The organism is Nonomuraea sp. NPDC001684, from assembly GCF_053596515.1.
Genome location: NZ_JBSFGJ010000174.1, coordinates 1 through 18,427 on the forward strand (window position 1 = coordinate 1; position 18,427 = coordinate 18,427).

21 protein-coding genes are annotated in these 18,427 nt (G+C 72.7%); 11 read left to right on the forward strand and 10 right to left on the reverse strand.

The genetic code is table 11. The annotated features are described in order from the left end of the window. Both ACWCSD_RS27140 and ACWCSD_RS27145 read right to left on the reverse strand, forming a co-directional pair. Positions 1-299, reverse strand: a 299-nt coding sequence (locus tag ACWCSD_RS27140) for a hypothetical protein (protein WP_449918916.1), incomplete at its 3' end; no start/stop codon positions are given. Positions 300-313: 14 nt separating this feature from the next. Further along, positions 314-868, reverse strand: coding sequence for a papain-like cysteine protease family protein (locus tag ACWCSD_RS27145; RefSeq protein WP_352360710.1), 555 nt, complete (start codon positions 866-868; stop codon positions 314-316). 161 nt (positions 869-1,029) lie between these two features. Here ACWCSD_RS27145 and ACWCSD_RS27150 point away from each other — a divergent pair, with 161 nt between their 5' ends. From ACWCSD_RS27150 to ACWCSD_RS27170, 5 genes are all read left to right on the forward strand, one after another. Then, on the forward strand, positions 1,030-1,938 hold the full coding sequence (locus ACWCSD_RS27150; protein WP_397161808.1) for a hypothetical protein: 909 nt from the start codon (positions 1,030-1,032) through the stop codon (positions 1,936-1,938). 77 nt (positions 1,939-2,015) lie between these two features. Next, positions 2,016-2,924, forward strand: coding sequence for an NADP-dependent oxidoreductase (locus ACWCSD_RS27155; RefSeq protein ID WP_449918920.1), 909 nt, complete (start codon positions 2,016-2,018; stop codon positions 2,922-2,924). Between the two features lie 141 nt (positions 2,925-3,065). After that, entirely contained in the window at positions 3,066-3,218 is a 153-nt protein-coding gene (locus ACWCSD_RS27160) for a hypothetical protein (protein WP_358294886.1), read from the forward strand. 231 nt (positions 3,219-3,449) lie between these two features. Further along, on the forward strand, positions 3,450-7,403 hold the full coding sequence (locus ACWCSD_RS27165; protein WP_449918923.1) for a metallophosphoesterase: 3,954 nt from the start codon (positions 3,450-3,452) through the stop codon (positions 7,401-7,403). A 71-nt stretch (positions 7,404-7,474) separates the two neighbouring features. After that, a complete protein-coding gene (locus ACWCSD_RS27170; RefSeq protein WP_449918925.1) occupies positions 7,475-8,602 on the forward strand; it encodes a HupE/UreJ family protein in 1,128 nt (375 codons plus the stop codon). Here ACWCSD_RS27170 and ACWCSD_RS27175 read toward each other — a convergent pair. Continuing rightward, on the reverse strand, positions 8,559-9,533 hold the full coding sequence (locus tag ACWCSD_RS27175) for a hypothetical protein (RefSeq protein ID WP_397161804.1): 975 nt from the start codon (positions 9,531-9,533) through the stop codon (positions 8,559-8,561). The genes ACWCSD_RS27170 and ACWCSD_RS27175 overlap by 44 nt on opposite strands. Positions 9,534-9,623: 90 nt before the next feature. On the opposite strand from ACWCSD_RS27175, the gene ACWCSD_RS27180 reads away from it, so the two are divergent. Next, complete coding sequence (locus tag ACWCSD_RS27180) at positions 9,624-10,076, forward strand: MarR family winged helix-turn-helix transcriptional regulator (RefSeq protein WP_358294878.1); 453 nt, start codon at positions 9,624-9,626, stop codon at positions 10,074-10,076. Then, positions 10,073-10,822 carry an SDR family oxidoreductase gene (locus ACWCSD_RS27185; RefSeq protein WP_397161803.1) on the forward strand — a complete coding sequence of 250 codons (750 nt, stop codon included), beginning with the start codon at positions 10,073-10,075 and terminating at the stop codon, positions 10,820-10,822. The genes ACWCSD_RS27180 and ACWCSD_RS27185 overlap by 4 nt, the downstream gene beginning before the upstream one ends. Positions 10,823-10,834: 12 nt before the next feature. Here the strand turns inward: ACWCSD_RS27185 and ACWCSD_RS27190 are convergent, their stop codons facing one another. Next, positions 10,835-11,299, reverse strand: coding sequence for an AAA family ATPase (locus ACWCSD_RS27190; RefSeq protein ID WP_352360690.1), 465 nt, complete (start codon positions 11,297-11,299; stop codon positions 10,835-10,837). An 84-nt stretch (positions 11,300-11,383) separates the two neighbouring features. Here ACWCSD_RS27190 and ACWCSD_RS27195 point away from each other — a divergent pair, with 84 nt between their 5' ends. Both ACWCSD_RS27195 and ACWCSD_RS27200 read left to right on the forward strand, forming a co-directional pair. Continuing rightward, positions 11,384-11,722 (forward strand): hypothetical protein, encoded by a 339-nt coding sequence (locus tag ACWCSD_RS27195; protein WP_397161801.1) that lies wholly within the window; start codon positions 11,384-11,386, stop codon positions 11,720-11,722. After that, positions 11,715-12,242 carry a TetR/AcrR family transcriptional regulator gene (locus ACWCSD_RS27200; RefSeq protein WP_449918930.1) on the forward strand — a complete coding sequence of 176 codons (528 nt, stop codon included), beginning with the start codon at positions 11,715-11,717 and terminating at the stop codon, positions 12,240-12,242. Before ACWCSD_RS27195 ends, ACWCSD_RS27200 begins: the two co-directional genes overlap by 8 nt. A gap of 15 nt (positions 12,243-12,257) precedes the next feature. On the opposite strand, the gene ACWCSD_RS27205 is transcribed toward ACWCSD_RS27200, so the two are convergent. Continuing rightward, a complete protein-coding gene (locus ACWCSD_RS27205) occupies positions 12,258-12,803 on the reverse strand; it encodes a TetR/AcrR family transcriptional regulator (RefSeq protein WP_449918932.1) in 546 nt (181 codons plus the stop codon). Between the two features lie 92 nt (positions 12,804-12,895). Between ACWCSD_RS27205 and ACWCSD_RS27210 the strand changes: the two genes are divergently transcribed. Next, positions 12,896-13,804, forward strand: a complete 909-nt coding sequence (locus tag ACWCSD_RS27210; RefSeq protein ID WP_449918935.1) for a TIGR03620 family F420-dependent LLM class oxidoreductase — start codon at positions 12,896-12,898, stop codon at positions 13,802-13,804. A gap of 194 nt (positions 13,805-13,998) precedes the next feature. Here ACWCSD_RS27210 and ACWCSD_RS27215 read toward each other — a convergent pair whose 3' ends face one another. Both ACWCSD_RS27215 and ACWCSD_RS27220 read right to left on the reverse strand, forming a co-directional pair. Next, positions 13,999-14,559: a DUF1707 SHOCT-like domain-containing protein gene (locus tag ACWCSD_RS27215; RefSeq protein WP_449918938.1), complete on the reverse strand. Its 561-nt coding sequence runs from the start codon at positions 14,557-14,559 to the stop codon at positions 13,999-14,001. 49 nt (positions 14,560-14,608) lie between these two features. Further along, positions 14,609-15,490: a DNA-3-methyladenine glycosylase family protein gene (locus tag ACWCSD_RS27220; RefSeq protein WP_449918941.1), complete on the reverse strand. Its 882-nt coding sequence runs from the start codon at positions 15,488-15,490 to the stop codon at positions 14,609-14,611. Positions 15,491-15,589: 99 nt separating this feature from the next. On the opposite strand from ACWCSD_RS27220, the gene ACWCSD_RS27225 reads away from it, so the two are divergent. Continuing rightward, positions 15,590-15,754, forward strand: a complete 165-nt coding sequence (locus ACWCSD_RS27225; RefSeq protein ID WP_397161795.1) for a DUF6203 family protein — start codon at positions 15,590-15,592, stop codon at positions 15,752-15,754. Here the strand turns inward: ACWCSD_RS27225 and ACWCSD_RS27230 are convergent. The 3 genes from ACWCSD_RS27230 to ACWCSD_RS27240 are packed head-to-tail and all read right to left on the reverse strand — an operon-like array spanning position 15,751 to position 18,366. Next, positions 15,751-16,449 carry a phosphatase PAP2 family protein gene (locus tag ACWCSD_RS27230; protein ID WP_449918943.1) on the reverse strand — a complete coding sequence of 233 codons (699 nt, stop codon included), beginning with the start codon at positions 16,447-16,449 and terminating at the stop codon, positions 15,751-15,753. The two genes, ACWCSD_RS27225 and ACWCSD_RS27230, sit on opposite strands and share 4 nt — an antisense overlap. Then, entirely contained in the window at positions 16,436-17,161 is a 726-nt protein-coding gene (locus tag ACWCSD_RS27235; RefSeq protein WP_397161793.1) for a phosphatase PAP2 family protein, read from the reverse strand. The genes ACWCSD_RS27230 and ACWCSD_RS27235 overlap by 14 nt, the downstream gene beginning before the upstream one ends. Then, positions 17,161-18,366: a phospholipase D family protein gene (locus ACWCSD_RS27240; RefSeq protein WP_449918945.1), complete on the reverse strand. Its 1,206-nt coding sequence runs from the start codon at positions 18,364-18,366 to the stop codon at positions 17,161-17,163. Before ACWCSD_RS27240 ends, ACWCSD_RS27235 begins: the two co-directional genes overlap by 1 nt. Between the last annotated feature and the right edge of the window lie 61 nt (positions 18,367-18,427).

Here is an 18,427-nt window from a genome sequence, read left to right on the forward strand (position 1 = left end):
GTGGCGCCGGTGGCGAGGAAGGCGAAGCGGGCGATCTCCGCCGACCGTCCGGCGACGAAGTCCGGGTTGAGGTCGTTGACGGCGACCGTGGGGCCGTCGACCCGCGCCGCCACCGGCGCCAGGCTGGTCTTCCTGCCCTGGCCGGCGAAGAAGCGGCCGACCGTGTCGCCGGCGCCCGCGGCGGCGGCCCTGGCGGCCTCGACGTCGGCCGGGGTGGGCGTGCCGGGGTCGGCCAGCGCCGGGCTCGGGACCCACAGGAACAGCGCGGTCAGGGCCGCGACCGCTGCGAAGAGCTTCATGTCGATGGCCTCCTTCACGCGCCGATGTAGTCGAGCGAGTGGGTCCAGAAGAACGAGGAGTTCGAGACGTAGTAGTTGTAGGTGGACCAGTTGTAGCGGGTGCTGGACGGCCACGGGTTGCTCCAGTACACGTACGACGAGCTCTGGTCGTAGCCGTAGATGACCTCCATGTGGCCGCCGCCGCTGGTCCACTGGATGCGGGCCATGATCGGGCGGTTGGCGTCGATCTCCCGGACGATGGCGGCGTAGGTCAGGTAGTCGTAGACGTACACGCCGGGGTTGATGCCGATCTGGCGGAAGGCGGTCTGGTCGTTGCCGAGGGTGGCCTGGTTGTTCGGGCAGCTCGTGTTGACGCCGCGGTTGAAGGCCAGGTTGCAGAACTGGTTCTGGCTGTAGGAGTACCCGTAGTAGGCGGCGACGGAGTTGCCCGTCGCGGCCCAGCACCAGTTGGAGTACTGCTGCGACTGCTGGGTGAAGTTCAGCTTGTACCAGGTCGCGGCCTCGGCCGGGGGGCTGCTCGCGATCCAGGTGGCCGCCGCTAGGGCGAGGGCCACGGCCAGGCGGAACATAGGCGCTCCTTCTGCTGGGGGGTGCTGCGAAGGATGTTCGACCTGCGGAGATGGCCGTACAAGGGGGAGCGGATTTCCCTGACAGATCACTGTGGAAGGTGACATTTCATGACGTTCATGAAGTGATGACGAATCTGTGGAAATCTGTGAACATTCACAACGTGGCGGATGAGCTCCAGGCCGCGCTGCGCGCCGGCCCCTTTCACGTCGCCCTGCGGGCCGCGGTCGGAGCGCGGGGGCTGACCCTCGAACGGCTGCGCCACCGGCTGGCGCAGCGCGGCCTGCACGTCGGGGTGAGCACGCTGAGCTACTGGCAGCAGGGCCTGCGCCGGCCGGAGCGCGAGGAGTCGTTGCGGGCCGTGGGAGCCCTGGAGGAGATCCTCGACCTGCCGCCGCGCTCGCTGATCGGGCTGCTCGGGCCGCCGAGGCCGCGCGGCCGCGCGCCCGGGGTGGCGTACTCGACCCTGTTCCGGCCCGCCCAGGTGGTCTCCGCCATGCTGGACGAGCTGGACGCGGTGGCCGACGACCGCCGCCTGCACATCGCCGTGATGTACGAGTCGCTGCGCATCGGCCCCGACCGCAGCCTCACCAGCCGCGAGACCACGCAGGTGGTGCAGGCCCACGAGGAGGGCGCCGACCGCTACATCATGATCTACCGCGGCGACGCCGGCTGCGACGTGGACCGGGTCACCGTCGCCGCCCTGGAGGACTGCCGGGTCGGCCGCGTCACCAGGGACGGCGAGACCGCCACGGTGGTCGCCGAGCTGCTGTTCGACCGGTCGCTGCGGGTCGGCGACACCCACGTGCTGCGGTACGAGATCGCCGACCTCAGCGGCGCCGAGTCCTGCTTCTACGAGCGCGGCTTCCGCTTCCCGGCCGGCCAGTACGTGCTGCGCGTCGCCTTCGACCCGGTCGAGCTGCCGGTGCGCATCCACCGCTTCGCCCGCCGGGGTCCGGGCGGCGGCGAGCTGACCGCCTCGGAGCTGACGCTGAACGCCCAGCACGCCGTCCACCTGATGGCCGCCGCCCTCCAGCCGGGCCTGGTCGGCATCCGGTGGGCCTGGCCCTGACCGGCGCGTCGCTGTCACACCCCGGGCCGCTGTCCCGTCCTGTCGCCGACAATGACGATGAACGGGAGGCGATGACCATGAGAGCGATACGCGTTCACCGGCCCGGCGGCGACCTGACCCTGGAGGAGGTGCCCGTGCCGCGCCCGGCCACCGGCGACGTGGTGGTGCGCGTGCACGCGGCCGGTTTCGTGCCCGACGAGCTGGACTGGCCGGGCACCTGGACCGACCGGGCCGGACGGGACCGGGCGCCGTCCGTGCCCGCCCACGAGGTGGCCGGCGTGGTGTCCGAGGTCGCCTACGGCACCACCGGCCTGTCCGTGGGCGACCGCGTCTTCGGCCTGACCGACTGGCACCGCGACGGCGGCGCGGCGGAGTACGTCGCGGTCGAGGCGCGCGACCTGGCCCCGATCCCCGCGAACGTCACCTTCACCGAGGCGGCGGCGCTGCCCCTCGCCGGGCTGACCGCCTGGCAGGGCCTGTTCACGCACGGCGGTCTGGAGGCGGGCCGGACGGTCGTGATCCACGGCGCGGGCGGCGGCACGGGCACGCTCGCCGTCCAGCTCGCCCGCCGGGCCGGCGCGCACGTCATCGCCACCGGGCGGGGACGGGTCGCGGGCCTGGCGGTGGAGCTGGGGGCGCACGAGTTCGTCGACCTGGAGCGGCAGCCGTTCGAGGAGGCGGTCGAGCCGGTGGACCTGATCTTCGACACGATCGGCGGCGACCTGCTCGCCCGCTCGGCGGCCAAGGTGAGGCCGGGCGGCGCGCTGGTCTCGATCACCGCGCCGCCGCCGGTCGTGCCGGAGGGCGGGCGGGCGGTGTTCTTCATCGTCGAGCCCGACCGCGGCCAGCTCGCCGAGCTGGCCGCGCGGGCCGGGGCGGGGCTGCTGCGCGCCCACGTCGGCGCGGTGTACCCGCTGGCCGAGACCGGTCGGGCGTTCCGTGACAAGCGCGGCGGCGTGCCGGGGAAGGCCGTGATCGAGATCTGACGACCGGCGGCACATGTATGGATATTTCGGCCTATTGAGGAAAGCTTGACCGGCCTGCCGTATGACCGTCCGGGCCACGGGCACGCGCAGTTACGGAGCCAAGCGACCCGCTGACTCCGCGTATCGAAGAAAGGAACCGTCATGGCGCAGAGCAAGGCCCGCAAGACGAAGACGGGCGACAAGGACAAGGACAAGAGCCGGAGCTCCTCGACCCAGAGCCGCACCGGCGCCGACAAGAAGTCCTCCGGCAACAAGCCCCAGGACGGAAAGAACCTCCCGGGGCACCAGAGCTGAGCCTGACCGGCACGACGGCGTGACACCCGGCCTTCGGGCCGCGGGTCACGCCGTCTCTCTTGTCGGGGTTGTTCCTGTCTGTGGACAGATGACCAGAATGAGGAGACAGTTCCCCGCCCCTTCAGCCTCTCCATGCACAACGTTCACCCGTGCGCTCCAACGTGTCCGCTCGAAGGGCACGCCGCCTCATCGGCTGCCCCGTGAACGTCATGGAAGGACCCGATGCAGCCGATGGCAGCACGACAGTTATCAGGCGGTTCGAGGAGCAAGGGACGGCTCGCCGTCACCACCGCGCTCGCGGCGGTGCTGGTGGGCGGCTTCGTGACGGCGGCGTACGCCGACCCGGGTGAGCAGGGCCGCGGACGGCCGACCCCCACCCCCACGAGCACCCCCGTCCCGCCCGCCCTCACCCCCGCCACCGGCTCCTACCTGGAGGGCACCGCGAAGGTCGCCGCCGTCCCGGTCACGGCCGGCGACAGCGTCACGAAGCTCGACCTCGACGGCAACCCCGTCACCGCAACCGCGACGGTGGGCGTCTCCAAGCTGGCCTTCGACGTCGGCTCGAACTCCACCGAGGCGCAGTACCACAGCTACGTGCAGGTCAACGGCGCTTACAAGGCCGAGATCGGCAACTTCGCCAACCAGCGGGCCATCATCGAGATCCCGAACGAGCACCTGGTCAAGGGCGAGAACACGGTCGAGATCGTGGTCGGCACGATCCAGTCGTCCTGCGGGCAGAACTACGACGACTTCGTGCTCTCGGACGTGGGCCTCGAACTGCTCGGCGAGGTGGCCGACGGCGAGGACAACCCGTACACGCTCAACTTCGGCGACGGCAACTGCGGCAGCAACACCACGCTGCTCAAGCGCGCCACGCTCAAGTTCTTCACGCAGTCCGACCCGCGCGGCACGACCGGCCTCGCCGCCGACCTGGACACCACCGGGCTGGCCAACGGCGAGCACGTCCTCAGCGCCGCCACCGCGGCGGGGGCGACCGTCCGGAACACCGTGACGGTGAACAACGCCCCGGCCGGCGCGCCGCGGCTGCTGCCCACCGACGGCACCCTCGTGGCCGGCGTCAAGACGGTGAACGCGACCGTCCCGGCGGCCGGCGCGGGCGGCGTCGAGTCGCTGACCGTGGACGGCGGCAAGCCGGTCACCAGGGCCACGCTCGGCAACGGCGCCGCCATGCTCGCCTTCGACGTCGGCGCGGACTCGATCGACGACAAGTACGACGACTTCCTGCTGGTCAACGGCAAGCGCATCGACCTGGGCGGCACCTATGCGAGCCGGCGCGTGACCGTCGCGGTCCCGGCCAGGTTCCTGACGCCGGGCGAGAACACGATCAAGGTCGTCACCGGCGACTACAAGGACGCCTGCGGCGTCAACCGCGACGACTTCACGATCGCGAACCTCGCCCTGACCCTCGACGGCGCCACGGTGACCGGGACGGACGTCAAGCCCTCGTACGCGCTGGGCGACGGCGACTGCGGCAGCGACCAGGCCCTCCCGCGCGAGGCCGAGCTGCGCTACACGATCGACGCCCCCGCCGTGCACGTCGTCGAAACGCTCGGGGCGGGCCAGGCGACGCTCGGCTTCACCGTGGGCAGCAACTCGATCGAGGCCCGCTACCAGAACTTCGTGCTGGTCAACGGCCAGAAGGTGGTGCTCGACGGCGACTTCGCAAGCCGCCGGGTGGACCTGCCCATCCCGAACGAGTACCTCGTGCCCGGCTGGAACACGATCGACTTCGTGGCCGGCACGTATCCCACGTCCTGCGGCGCCAACCGGGACGACTTCGCGATCTCGAACATCGTCCTCACCCCGGCGCAGGGCACCGCGGCCGGTCAGATGATCAAGCCGTCCTACGGCATGGGCGACGGCAACTGCGGCGACACGGCGAACCCGCTGACCGAGATCGACCTGGAGTTCCTGGTGGACGCCCCGGCTCGCGGCCTGCGCGCCGACCTGGACACCACCGCGATCAAGGACGGCCGGCACACCCTGGCGGCCAGGTCCACCTCCGGCCAGACCGCCGAACGCGTCCTGATCACCGACAACTCCGCGCCGAAGGTCGCCCGGAGCGTGCCCGCCGCGGACGAGAAGATCACCGCGACGGTCGTCCTGGACGTCAAGCTCGAAGACGCCTCCGGCGTGGTGTCCGGGCCGGACGTCAAGCTCGACGGCCAGGCCGTGGAGCTGGGCGCCCGGATCGGCCCCGGGCTCAAGGCGGGCCGGCACACGCTGTCGGTCACCGGCGCCGACGGGCTCGGCAACACCGCGGCCCGGGAGATCGTCTTCGAGTCGGCCGGCATCCCGGACGCCCCCGCCGAGCTCACCCCGGCCTCCGGGACGGCCGACGTGACCGACCCCGTCACGCTGTCGGCCAAGGTCGGCGAGCCCGGCGGCGGCCCGGTGACGGCCACGTTCTCAGAGGCCAGGATCCTCACCCCGGACGAGGCGTACCAGGGCACGGCCACGACGCTGCCCACGACGCTCAAGGTGCGGGGCGAGCAGCGGATCACGGCCGACGGGCTCGAACCCGGCGACGGCCGCACGCTCGACGCCCCCACCGGCCGCGACCTCGTCTACCAGCGCTTCGACGTCAAGGTGCAGGGCCACGTGGACGCGCCCGTGCTGCGCTGGGAGGGCGTCGTCGACCCCGAGCGGCTGGCCTCGCTGCGGGCCTGGAACACCGAGGCCAAGGCGTGGGACCTGCTGACCAGCGCCCGCGGCGGGGCCGACGGCAGGACCGTCCTGACCGCCGTCGTCGGCCCCGAGTACGTGGACCGGCAGCAGGTGCACGTCATGGTGACCGGCGAGGACCCGTTCGCCGACGACATCGACCCCGGCGACCCGAACGGCTTCGCCGACCCCGCCACGTACGACTTCTCGATCGTGCACTTCACCGACACCCAGTACATCTCCGAGGGCGCGGTGGAGCAGGAGACCCCGCAGGAGCGCGCGGTGTGGGAGTCGGCCTACGCCGGCATCGTCAACTGGATCACCGCCAACAAGGACCAGCGCAAGATCTCCTACGTCGCCCACACCGGCGACATCATCGAGAACAACATCCGCAAGCCCGCCGACGAGGCCACGCAGCGCGAGGTCGTCGGCGAGTTCGAGGTGTCGTCGAAGCAGCAGCGCGTGCTGGACCAGGCGAACATCCCGAACGGCGTCATCGCCGGCAACCACGACAACCAGTCGGGCACCGAGGAGGGCCCCGGCGCGATCTACAACAAGTACTACGGCCCGTCCCGCTACCAGGACGCCTCCCAGGGCTGGCGGCACGCGAAGTACGGCGGCCCGTGGAAGGAGGGCGACAACCAGAACCACTACGACCTGTTCTCCGCGGGCGGCCTGGACTTCGTGGTCGTCGGTCTGTCGTACGGCGTGACCAGGGAGGAGGCCGAGTGGGCCGACTCGGTCTTCAAGAAGTTCCCGGGCCGCAACGGCATCCTGCTCTCGCACGACTACCTCGTGCCGAGCGCCAACCCCGACGGCCGCGGCGCCGCCTTCTCCGCCCCCGACGGCTCGATGCTCTACAAGACGGTGGTGGAGAAGAACCCGAACGTCTTCCTCATCCTGGCCGGTCACGAGCACGGCGTGGGCACCAACGTGAAGCCGAAGGTCGGCCAGGTCGGCAACGGCGTGGTCGAGCTGCTGGCCGACTACCAGTTCTACACGGTCTCGGCCGACCGGCTCGGGCTCACCGAGGTCGGCGGCTACAAGCCGGAGGACCAGCTCCAGTTCGGGGCCAGCTACTTCCGGCTGCTGCAGTTCGACGTCAAGCGGGCCGAGCTGAGCGTGGACACCTACTCGCCGCTGCTCGGCGACTTCGGCGCCGGCGAGTTCGACCCGCTGCGCCGCTACGACGGGCGCGAGGACAACATGGTCCTGCCCGTCGACCTCACCACCCGCACGACGAGCTTCAGGACCGACTCCCTGGCGCTCTACAAGCCGACGAAGATCATCGGCACGAGCACCGCGGCCTCCGGCCAGGTCGCCTCGGTGACGTGGCAGCACCTCAAGGACGACACGGCCTACGCCTGGTTCGTCACGGCCCGTTCCGCGGGCGGCGGCGTCACCGCGTCCGAGCCCAGTGTCTTCGTCACCAAGGACGAGCACGGCCGTCCCGGCAAGTGGGACAAGGACTCGCCCATGTACCGCTGGTTCACCCGCTGATCCGCCCCCCTCGCCGCCCCGGGCCCGCGCCCGGGGCGGCGCCCTTCCCCCTGATCATGGAGACCCGAGACATGCCTCGCTGGCGCTGGCCGTACGCCGTCGTCCTGGCCGTCATCCTCTGCGCGGCGCTGGCCGACCTGCTGCATCCCGCCCCCGCGGCGGCGCACGACGCGACCACGAAGGCCCACGCCGAGGTGACCGGCACGGCCACCGACGTCAGGGTCGTGCTCGACCTGGAGTACGACCTGCTGATGAAGTCCGCCTGGCTCTACGCCGAGGCGTACGAGGCCAAGGAGCGGGCCGAGCAGCTGCGGCAGCTCGCGGTCAACCGCGACGCCGTGTTCGGCTACGTCACCCGCCGCTTCGCCGTCGCCCGCGCCGACCGGCCGTGCGTCCCCCGGCAGGTGGGCGGGGCGGACGTGCACCCGCGCGGCAAGGCCGCCTTCGCGACGCTGACCCTCGCCTACGCCTGCCCGGCGGTGGACGGGGGCGAGCACACGATCTCCAGCGCCCTGTTCCCCGACGCCGAGACGTTCGTCCACAGCACCCAGACGCTCCTGCGCTACGACCTCGCCGGCGAGCGGGGCTCGGCCGTCCTGACCGCCGCGAGCCCGACCCTGCGCCTGGCCGAACGCGCGGCGGCCGGCCAGATCGGGGAGTTCTTCCTGCTCGGCGTCGAGCACCTCGTGCTCGGGCTGGACCACGTCTTCTTCCTGCTCACCCTGATCATCGGCGCCCGCGGCGCGCGTGACGTCGTGGTCACCGCCTCGGCCTTCACGGTCGCCCACAGCATCACGTTCCTGCTGGCCGCCATGGGCGTGGTGGCGGTGCCGGCGGCGGTGGTCGAGCCGGTGATCGCCGCCTCGATCGTCGTCGTCGCGCTGGCGAACCTGCTGGGCCGCGACCGGCCGGGCGCCTGGCGGCTGCCCGTCGTCTTCGCCTTCGGCCTGATGCACGGGCTGGGGTTCGCGGGCGCGCTCGACATCCGCGAGAGCGGGTCGTGGGAGCTGCTGCTGTCGCTGCTGAGCTTCAACGTCGGGATCGAGGTGACCCAGCTCGCGATCATCGCCGTGCTCTTCCCGCTGCTGGTGCTGCTGCGGCGGACGGCCGCGGCCCGCTGGACGGTGGCCGCGGTGTCGCTGTCCATCGTGGCGGTCAGCCTTTACTGGTTCCTCGACCGGATCCCGCTCCCGCTCTGAGCGCCCACAGGCGGCCGGCTCCCCAGGCGAGCAGGGCCAGCACGCCGACCAGCAGGTATTCGATGGCCGGGATCCTGATCGCCTCGTTCGTGCCGGCCAGGTCGCCGCGCAGGGCGTACACGGCGAGCAGGGCCGCCGCGTAGCAGCCGGTCAGCGCCCAGCGGGCGGCGCGGGACAGGCCCAGGCCGTGCATCTGGGTGATCACGAAGACGCCGAGGAAGCCGAACAGGAACATCGGCCACAATCCGTCCGGGCCCGAGGTCATGACGGCCACCAGGGTGCCGTGGACCACGACGGCCAGCTCCAGCGTCACCGTCCAGTAGCGGTTGGTGTGCGCCCTGGTGAGGAAGAGGCTGCCCTGGAGCAGCAGCAGGAACATGTAGAAGAAGCCGATCAGATGGCCGGGCGTGGACTCGGCCGGGTGGTACCAGAAGGTGTAGACCGCCGCCCAGCTGAACAGGTAGCCGTGGTACCGGCGGGCGAAGTCGACGATCTCCCGCCTGATGGGCGCGGGCCGGCCGAGGAACAGGCCGCGCCGCCGGTTCTCCATGATCAGGACGACCACCAGCAGGAGGACGACCGAGCCCTGGGAGCTGTAGATCGACACGTCCTGGGCCAGGCCGTCGTAGAACAGGTGGGTCTGCACGGTGTGCAGGGCGACGAACCCGGCGTTCACCGCCAGCGCGACGACGTTGACCGGGTGGAGGCCGGCGGAGTAGCGGCGGACCCGGGTCTGGGCGTGGTGGATGAGCCACCAGAACACGAGCTGGTGGGCGGCGTATCCGGCCCAGGCCGACAGCCTGGTCCACGCGGTGGGCTCGGGCAGCTTCCAGTAGTACCAGGACGCGCCCTGGTCGGGCAGCAGCACGACGTCGTCCAGCCACCGGCCCAGGAACCAGATCAGGCCGGTCAGGACGGCGCTCGCGACCACCCCGGCGACGAGTACCGTCTCAGGACGGATCGCGGCTAACGTTTTCTTTCCACGATGGAATACTTCCACGATAGAAATATAAGGGGTGACATGACGGCCTATGACCTGATGGTCCTCATCCGCCGGCTCAACGTGGAGAGCGACCGGTTCGTGGAGGGCTTCGCGGTCGGGCACCGGCTGCACAGGACCGACATGAACGCCCTGGTGGTCATCCTCGACGCCCACCTCGCCGGCCGGCCGCTCTCGCCCGGCGGGCTGGGGGCCGCGCTGAACCTCTCCGCCCCCGCCACGACCGCCCTCCTCGGCCGGCTGGAGCAGGCCGGCCACGTCGTGCGGCGGCGCGACGAGGGCGACCGCCGCAAGGTCGAGGTCGTTCTGAACGAGCAGGCCGTCGAGCTGGCGGGCGCCTTCTTCGCGCCGCTGGTCCGGCGGCTCACCGCGGCGATCGACGCGTTCACCCCGGCGGAGCGCGAGGTCGTCGGCAGGTTCCTCGCGGACGCGATCGAGGCGACCGTGGCGGCCAGGAAGGAGCACGAGGCGTGAGCGCGTCCCGGTCGATCGTGATCACCGGCGGCACCCGCGGCCTCGGGTTCGGCCTCGCCCGCTCGCTGACGGCCCGCGGCCACCGGGTCACCGTGTGCGGCACCGACCCGGACCGCGTGGCCGCGGCGGGGGCCGAGCTCGGCGTGCCGGCCGTCGTGGCCGACGTCGCCGACCGCGCCCGCCTCCAGGAGCTGTGGGACGAGGCCGTGCGGCGGCACGGCCGGGTGGACATCTGGGTCAACAACGCCGGGATCTCCCACGACCGCCTCCCGCTGTGGCGGCTGCCGGCCGCCGAGGCCCGCGCGGTGACCGAGGTCAACCTGCTGGGCACGGTCAACGGCTGCGCGGTGGCGGTGGCGGGCATGGCGGCGCAGGACGGCGGCGGCCACGTCTGGAACATGGAGGGGCTGGGCGGCGACGGCCGGACGGTGCCCGGACTCGCCGTCTACGGCGCCACCAAGCGGGCTGTGACGTACCTGACCAGGGCGCTGGCCAAGGAGGCCCCCGGCGGGGTGACGGCGGGCCTGCTCAGCCCCGGCATGGTGGTCACCGACCTGCTGACGCACGGCTACTCGGCGGCCGAGCGGGAACGGTCGGCCCGCGTCTTCGCGATCCTGGCCGACCCGGTGGAGACGGTGGCGCCGTGGCTGGCCGAGCGGCTGGTCAGCCGGGCGCGGAACGGCGCCCACGTACGCTGGCTGACCCCCGCCAAGATCGCCTACCGCTTCGCCACCCGCCGCCCCTGACGCGGCCTCGGTTCAGCCGTCCTGCCTGCGGACGAGGAAGCCGCCGCGGCCGTCGAACTCCACCGCGTACACCGCGTCGAAGCCGTCGGAGGCGCGTGGCCGGCGCAGCCGTCTGAGGGTGGCGAAGACACCCACCTCGGGGACCCGGGCCCGGCCCGTGCGTTCGGCGTTGCGCTGGAGGGAGGCCTTGACGTTGGGCGGGAACCAGTAGGCCACCACCCGCGCGCCGTGCTCGCGGCCGGCCACGATGAGCGGCTGCCACTCCTCGGGCGAGGCGTTGGTGTTGTCCACGGCCACGTTCCGGTCCTCCTCCAGCGCCTCGCGGATCAGCCGGAGCTGGCGGTGCTGACGGCGGCGCGCGTTGGGGAAGTCGTCCTTGCTCACGTGCGCGTGCGTGGTGGCCAGGCAGCGCCGGTAGAAGGTGGACTTGCCGGAGGCCTGCAGGCCGATGAGCACGGCCACCTCCCGATCGATCATGGTTCCACCCTATTTGCTCCTGGACAGGCTAACGTCGTTAGCCTAGAGTTCTGGCTAACAGCGTTAGCTTCCGAGGAGGACATCATGACCGCGGTGACCGTCAGGCGGGTGGCCGGCCGTTCCGGGTGGGCCGTGCTCGCCGCCTTCTGCCTGGCGTTCCTCGTCTTCGAGGTGGTCAAGCACGGGGGCGCCACGCCGGTCAGCGCGGCGTTGTTCGTGCTGGCGCCCTATGCGACCAGGTTCGGCGGGCCTGCGGTGGTGCACGACCTCGCCCACCGTCCGTGGATCCCGCTGGCCGTGCTGGTCGGTTACTCGGTCTCGCCGCTGGGCTGGGTGCCGGTCTTCACGGCGGGGCTGGCCTGGCTGACGTACGTCGCCGTCGCCCGTCTCCTGGGCCACGGTCCGAGGAGCGCGCGTGGCTGAGCTGTCGCCGCGCGCGGGGCAGATCGTCGCGGCGGCGCGGGAGCTGGTCGAGGCGGGCGGGGCGGACGCGCTGACCATGCGCGCGCTGGCCGCGCGGCTGGGGATCCGCGCGCCGTCGCTCTACAAGCACTTTCCCGACAAGTCCGCCGTGGAGGCCGAACTCATCGCCATCGCCCTGGCCGAACTGGCCGCCGCCCTGGAACGCGCCGAGCGCGACGGCGGCGGGGAGGGGCTGGCGGCGCTCGGGCGGGCCTACCGGGCGTACGCGCTGGGCCATCCGCATCTGTACCGGCGGATGAGCGCGGGGCCGCTGCCGCGTGACCTGCTGCCCGCCGGGGTGGAGGAGCGGGCGGCGCTGCCGCTGGTCCGGATCGTGCGGGGCGAGGCCGCCGCCCGCGCGGTCTGGGGGCTGGCCCACGGCCTGGTCATGCTCGAACTCGACGGCCGCTTCCCGCCCGGCGCCGACATCGAGGCCGCCTGGACCGCCGGGATGTCGGCGTTCACGACGGCGGCCCGCTGAGGGTCCGTGCGGGGTTCAGGGGCGGGGGCGGAGGCCGTCCAGGGTGAGGGTGAGGAGGCGGTCGGCGCGGGCCGGGTCGGGGGTGGCCTGGGCGATGCCCGCCGCCAGCTCGACCAGGTCGGCGACCTCGACGTCCGCGCGCACGGCCCCCGCCTCCTGGGCGGGCAGCAGCAGCCGGGCGGCGGCGGCGCGCAACATCGCCCAGCAGTCGACCCCGGCCCCGTCCTGCGTGAGCATCATCCGCGCCCCGAGCCCCCGGTCGGTCATGGCGTGCGCGACCAGCGACCGCAGCCAGGCCACCAGCGCCTCGCCGGGCGGCAGCGTCTCGCCCGCCTCCTCGGCCCGCGCGCACAGCCGGGTCAGCCGCCCCTCGAACACGGCCGCGAGCAGCGCCTCGCGGGTGGGGAAGTGCCGGTAGAGCGTGCCCGCCCCGACGCCGGCCCGTCTGGCGATCTCGTTGAGCGAGGCGTCGGGCCCCTCCTCGGCGACCACGGCGATGGCCGCCGTCACCAGTTGCTCGTAGTTGCGGCGCGCGTCGGCGCGCATGGTCCGTGCCGGCACTGGACACTCCCGCGGGTTGAATCGGAGAACGTCTCCGATTATAGTCCCCGACGTAACCGGAGAAGCTCTCCGCATAGACGGGACGGTGACCCATGACCGACGACGGACCCCGCCTGGGCAAGGTGGGCCTGTGGACGTTCGCCCTCGAGGCCCACCCCGCCGGGGTGGCGCAAGAGGCCGCCGCCGAGATCGAGGAGCTGGGGTACGGCGCCCTGTGGTTCGGCGAGGGGTTCGGCCGCGACTCGGTGAGCCAGTCGTGGCTGCTGCTCTCGGCGACCAGCCGGATCACGGTGGCCGCCGGCATCGCCAACATCGCCCTGCGCGACCCGATCGCCATGGCCGCCGCCGAACGGGCGCTCAACGAGGCCCACCCCGGCCGGTACCTCCTCGGCCTCGGCGGCCACCGCATCAGCGACGAGCCGATCCAGATGGACGGCTACAAGATCCCCAGCCTGGGCCGGGCGGTGACCACGATGGGCGGCTACCTCGACGCCATGGACGCCGTCCCGCTGGAGTCGGCGGCCCCTGCGCACGCGCCGCGCCGCATGCTGGCCGCGCTCGGCCCGAAGATGCTGGGCCTGGCGGCCCGGCGTACGCTCGGCGCCCACACGTACTTCGTGCCCGTCGAGCACACCGCGCGGGCCAGGGAGGCGATGGGGCCCGGCGCGTTGCTGGCCGTCGAGCAGGCCGTCGTGCTGCACCGCGACCCGGCCAGGGCCCGCGAGGTGGCCGCGGAGCACGTCTCCTTCTACCGGACGGCGGCGCCCCACCAGGCCGCCAGCCTGCGCAGGCTCGGCTTCGGCGAGGACGAGATCGAGCACGGCAGCGACAGGCTGGTGGACGCGATCGTGGCCCACGGCGACGCGGCGGCGATCGAGAAGCGCGTACGGGCCCACCTCGACGCGGGCGCCGACCACGTGTGCCTCCAGGTCCTCACCGACCGCCCCGGCGACGTGCCCCTCCCGGAGTGGCGCGAACTCGCCACCCTGACCTCCCTGTGACGACCGTGCCCCGGCACGGGAGGCGGCCCGCCGTCGGTGCGGCGGGGACGGGTGCGTGGGCTGCGGCGAGCGCCGCGGGCCTCCGGCACGCATGACGGCGGCGGCCCGAGGGGGTTCCCGAAAAGACCGGACGGCGGGAGAGCCTGTTCAGACGGGGGCCGGCCGTGAGGTGATCAACGGGAAGTGATCGGACATCAAGCCGTGGCCCGGTAGCGGATCCAGATGTCGCCTTGGCTGTGGCCGGAGAGGCGGAGCACGACCGCGTCGGCGGCGGGCGGTTCGACCGGTTTGTTGTGGACCCGGCCGAGCCCCGGGGAGACCACCTCGTCGGCGCGCACCCGCCAGCCGTGCGGCACCTTCAGATGCAGGTCGCCGAACCACGAGGTGATCGTCACCTGCACCAGCACCTCGGGGTGGGGACACTCGGCGGCGAGGAAGTCGAGCTTCGCGGTCCCCCAGACCCCCAGCCGGACGTCGATCCGCGGCGGCACCACCCACCGCCCGGCCCGGCTCACCCGCCAGTGCGCGGTGTGCATCCTCAGCACGTCGGAGGGAGAGGCGGGGACGGGGGAGAGGGCGGGCAGGTCGGCGACGAGGGCACTGAGCTCGCCTACGGTCCTCGCGGCGTACGTGCGGTCGATGCGTTCGCGTAACTCGTCGAGGCTGATGCGGCCTTCGGCGACCGCCTGCCGCAGCCTGTCGGCCACCTGGTCGCGGTCGTGGTCGCCGGCCCGGATGTCGGCGTCGTCCGTCATGGCGACCACTCTAAGGATCATCGGGCGCGCGGGCCATGCGCGGGCTCGGTCAGTCTGCGGCGGCCCGGTAGCCGGTGGCGCGGAACAGGAACGACGCCCACGACCGGTAGGGCCGCCACGACTCGGCGAGCTTGCGGTAGGCGCCCGCGGGGGCGTCCTCGGGCAGCCCGTACGCCTCGCGCAGGATGCCGAACAGCCGGGGTTCGTCGCCGGGGAACGCGTCGGGCGCGCCGGCTCCGCGGATCAGGATCAGCCCGGCCGAGAACGGCCCGACGCCGGGCAGCGCGCGCAGTTCGGCCAGGGCGTCCTCGGGCGTGAGCGAGCGCAGGTGCTCGGTGGTGAGCACGCCGTCGAGCGCCGCCCGCGCCAGGCCGCGCAGCCACTCCTCCTTCTGCGCGGGCAGGCCGAGACCGCCCGCGTCCACCAGGCTCACGGGCGGCGGGAACGCCTGGTACGCCTGCCCGTCCACGGTGACGGCGGCGCCGTACCGGTCGGCGATGCGCTGCTTGACGCGCGAGGCAATCAGCATCGACGAGCGCTGCACGATCACCGCCCAGCAGGCCGCCTCCCACGGGCTCCAGAAGCACACCGGGCGCAGCCCCGGGCGGTCCCGCTGCACGTCGCCGAGGACCGGGTCGGCCGCGCCGAGCTCGGCGAAGCCGGTGGCGTCCACGTCGAGGGAGAGGATGCGCGCGATCTCGCCGCGGATCGCCGGGCCGGGGGCGCGGGTGGTGGTGACGGCGACGCCGCCGGGGGCGGCGGTGACGCTCATCCCGATCGGCAGCCAGTCGGACTCGGCGCAGTAGGCGAAGCGCAGCGTCCGGCCGTCGGAGGGCAGCGCGCTGGTGGCCGGCCAGTCCTCGACGAAGCGCAGCGCGGCGCCGAAGTCGAACGGGCCCTTCGCGGTGAGCGTGAATCCGTGCGTGGTCATGGGCCGTATGGTAGGCGCCGCGGCGGCATGGTCCCTGGTGGGGCCGGGCCTGCGCATCACGGGGCCCGGCGGGGGCAGCGGGCGGGCATGAGGAAGTTCATGAAGATCTTCGTGGCGCGCTGGCTGGCCCGTACCCCCTGGGGGCTGGCGATCATGGCCGCCGCCTACCTGCTCGGCCGGCGGAGGAGGCAGGCCGGGCGGCCCGCCGGACGGCCGACCGGCCGCCGGCGGGCGCGCCGCGGGCCCGCCCACCACCGCCGCTAGTCCCGCACGGAGGCGGGACGCCGGCGGTCGCCCTCCGCGGCCGCCGGCCCTCTGTCCCAGGTGCGGTAGAGGACGGACCGCGCGGCCACCACCACGCAGAACACCCCGAGCAGCAGCCCCCACGTCACGTCCGAGAAGAAGTGCATGCCGCGGTAGAGCCGGGAGAAGGCGACGATCAGCGGGGCGGCGATCCCGATCGTCCAGATCACCACCTGCAGCGCCCGGTTGCGCACGTGCGTCGTCAGCACCAGCGCCAGCCCGCAGTAGAAGGCGACGGCGGCGCTGACGTGCCCCGAGGGGAAGCTGGAGGTGGGCGGCGCGGGGTCGAGGTGGGGTACCGGCGGACGGCTGCGGCCGACGGGCTCGGTGGTGGCCAGGAAGACCAGCGACTGGCCCCAGACCGCCGCGATCATGAAGATCGACTCCCGCCAGCGCTTGTAGACCAGCCGGAACAGGATCACCGCCACCGCCGTGAACGCCACGACGTAGGGCGTGTCCGACAGGCTGGTGCCGTAGTCGGTGAGCGTGTTCCACAGCGACGTGCGGATGGAGGCGAAGTCCTTGCTCACCGCCACGTCGCCGGGCTGGGGGACGCCGACGATGAGCAGCCCCATGCCGTACGTGACGGCGCCCATCAGCACCAGAGGTAACACCAGCGACAGCGCGTAGTACCGGACATGCTCAGCTCTGCTCATCGGGCACCTTCACCGGTTCGGGTTCCATACCTTCGGTCAGCGGCGCGGTGGGCCGTCGGCCCGTGTCGCGCCGCCACGTCTCGAACGCCGCCGCGGTCGCGGCGATCACCGCCACGCCCAGCACGACCCCCGCCACGACGTCGCTCACCCAGTGCACGCCGAGGGCGATCCTGGTGAAGCCCACCGAGACCACCACGAAACAGGCCAGCACCCAGGCGAGCCGGCGCCCCCACCGGGGCAGCATCGGCAGCAGGAGCAGGGTGACGACCCCGGCCCCGAGCGTCACGTTGACCGCGTGGCCGGAGGGGAAGGAGTCGCCGGGCGCCAGCGCGACGGGGTCGGGCAGGTGCGGCCGCACCCGCGCGACGAGGATCTTCAGGCCGAGCCCGATCAGGCCGCCCGCGGTCACGGTCGTGATCGCCCACAGGGCCAGCCGGCGCCTGCCGTGCACCAGCAGCCAGACGGTGAACGCCGCCACCGCGACGCGCCACGGCCACGGCCCGAACAGGTCGGTCCAGACGATGAGCACCCGGGTCACGCCGGGATGGGCGAGCGCGTACTCGTGCAGTTCATGGGCCACCCCGGCGTCCAGCCGGTTGAGCGGCATCTTGGCCACGACGAGCAGCAGGGAGAACGGGATCATGATGAGCGCGACGGCGAACGCCGCGACCGTCATCCGTGGTCCCAGCCTGTCGAGCAGGAATGTCTTCATCAGAACCTCCGCGATCTCCGCAGCTCCGGCGGCCGGCCGTCGGGGTCGACGGCGAACCGGTAGAGCGGCATGGCCATCGCCCTGCGCACCCGGGACAGCGTGGGGGCCGGGTGCGGGCGTAACCGGCCGGCCGGGCGCGGGCCCCGGCAGCCGGCCGAGTGCCACGCCTCCAGCCGGGCCGCCGACTCGGCGAACGCGTCGAACGCGGCGACCGGGTCGCACAGCTCGTCCCGGCCGGACTCCGACTCCTCGTCCAGGTGCTCGGCCATGAGCGCCAGCCGCAGGTCGCGGGCGAACCGCAGGGCGCCGTGCGGCGGCCTCGGGTCCTCCCGCTCGTCCAGGACGGCGCAGCTCAGCTCCGAGTCGTAGGTCCACGAGCGCAGGTTGACGTTGTCCGACCCGACCGACGCCCACACGTCGTCCACCACGCACACCTTGGCGTGCACGTAGACGGGGGTGCCCTGGTGGTTCTCCAGGTCGTAGATCGCGACCCGGTCGCCGCCGGCCCGCATCAGCCGGTCCAGCGCCTCGACCCGGCCGATCAGGCTCGCCGGGCCGGCCAGCCAGCCGTCCTGGTCGGGGTGGCGCGGCACCACGATGATCATGCGCAGCTCCGGCTCGCGCTCCAGCGCCTGGGCGAACGGCTCGATCACGTCCGTGGACCACAGGTACTGGTCCTCCAGGTACACCAGCGACCGGGCCCTGCCGAGCACCTTGTGGTAGGCGTGCGCGATGCTGCGCTCGCCGTCCGGCGCGAACGGGTACGCGCTGTGCCGGGCGGGGTAGGTGCGCAGGAGCTGCACGTGGTGCGTGCCGGCGGGCGGGGGCGGCGGTCCCGGGTCGGGCAGCGGGGGAGCGTCGTCCAGCTTGCTGAAGTGGTCGCGCAGGCGGCGCAGCGGGTCCCTGGTCTCGGGGGCCGGGTCCTCCCAGCGTTCGCAGAAGGTCTTCTCCACCTCGGCGACCGCCGGTCCGTGGATGGCGAGCTGGATGTCGTGCCAGGGCGGGCGGGGGCCGTACACGTCGGGCATCGGGCAGGACTGCGGGTCGCCCAGGTGTTCGGCGTCGTCGCGGCGGCTGTGGCACAGGTCGATGCCGCCGACGAAGGCCACGTCCGCCGAGGGGTCGCGGCCGTGGCGGAGGATGACGAACTTCTGGTGGTGCGAGCCGCCCGTATCTTTTCGCGCTTGCGGGGTCCTTGGGCGCATGGCTGGGCGCGTCCGGCTTGATCCCGTTGTCCGGTGACGTGCAACCGGGCGCGCTCCTGGC

Coding starts and splice junctions, on each gene's coding strand:
- ACWCSD_RS27215 (WP_449918938.1), bottom strand. CDS start 14,559: ATGACGGACGACGCCGACATCCGGGCCGGCGACCACGACCGCGACCAG.
- ACWCSD_RS27195 (WP_397161801.1), top strand. CDS start 11,384: ATGACCGCGGTGACCGTCAGGCGGGTGGCCGGCCGTTCCGGGTGGGCC.
- ACWCSD_RS27220 (WP_449918941.1), bottom strand. CDS start 15,490: ATGACCACGCACGGATTCACGCTCACCGCGAAGGGCCCGTTCGACTTC.
- ACWCSD_RS27225 (WP_397161795.1), top strand. CDS start 15,590: ATGAAGATCTTCGTGGCGCGCTGGCTGGCCCGTACCCCCTGGGGGCTG.
- ACWCSD_RS27230 (WP_449918943.1), bottom strand. CDS start 16,449: ATGAGCAGAGCTGAGCATGTCCGGTACTACGCGCTGTCGCTGGTGTTA.
- ACWCSD_RS27165 (WP_449918923.1), top strand. CDS start 3,450: ATGGCAGCACGACAGTTATCAGGCGGTTCGAGGAGCAAGGGACGGCTC.
- ACWCSD_RS27170 (WP_449918925.1), top strand. CDS start 7,475: ATGCCTCGCTGGCGCTGGCCGTACGCCGTCGTCCTGGCCGTCATCCTC.
- ACWCSD_RS27180 (WP_358294878.1), top strand. CDS start 9,624: ATGACGGCCTATGACCTGATGGTCCTCATCCGCCGGCTCAACGTGGAG.
- ACWCSD_RS27145 (WP_352360710.1), bottom strand. CDS start 868: ATGTTCCGCCTGGCCGTGGCCCTCGCCCTAGCGGCGGCCACCTGGATC.
- ACWCSD_RS27210 (WP_449918935.1), top strand. CDS start 12,896: ATGACCGACGACGGACCCCGCCTGGGCAAGGTGGGCCTGTGGACGTTC.
- ACWCSD_RS27240 (WP_449918945.1), bottom strand. CDS start 18,366: ATGCGCCCAAGGACCCCGCAAGCGCGAAAAGATACGGGCGGCTCGCAC.
- ACWCSD_RS27160 (WP_358294886.1), top strand. CDS start 3,066: ATGGCGCAGAGCAAGGCCCGCAAGACGAAGACGGGCGACAAGGACAAG.
- ACWCSD_RS27190 (WP_352360690.1), bottom strand. CDS start 11,299: ATGATCGATCGGGAGGTGGCCGTGCTCATCGGCCTGCAGGCCTCCGGC.
- ACWCSD_RS27235 (WP_397161793.1), bottom strand. CDS start 17,161: ATGAAGACATTCCTGCTCGACAGGCTGGGACCACGGATGACGGTCGCG.
- ACWCSD_RS27155 (WP_449918920.1), top strand. CDS start 2,016: ATGAGAGCGATACGCGTTCACCGGCCCGGCGGCGACCTGACCCTGGAG.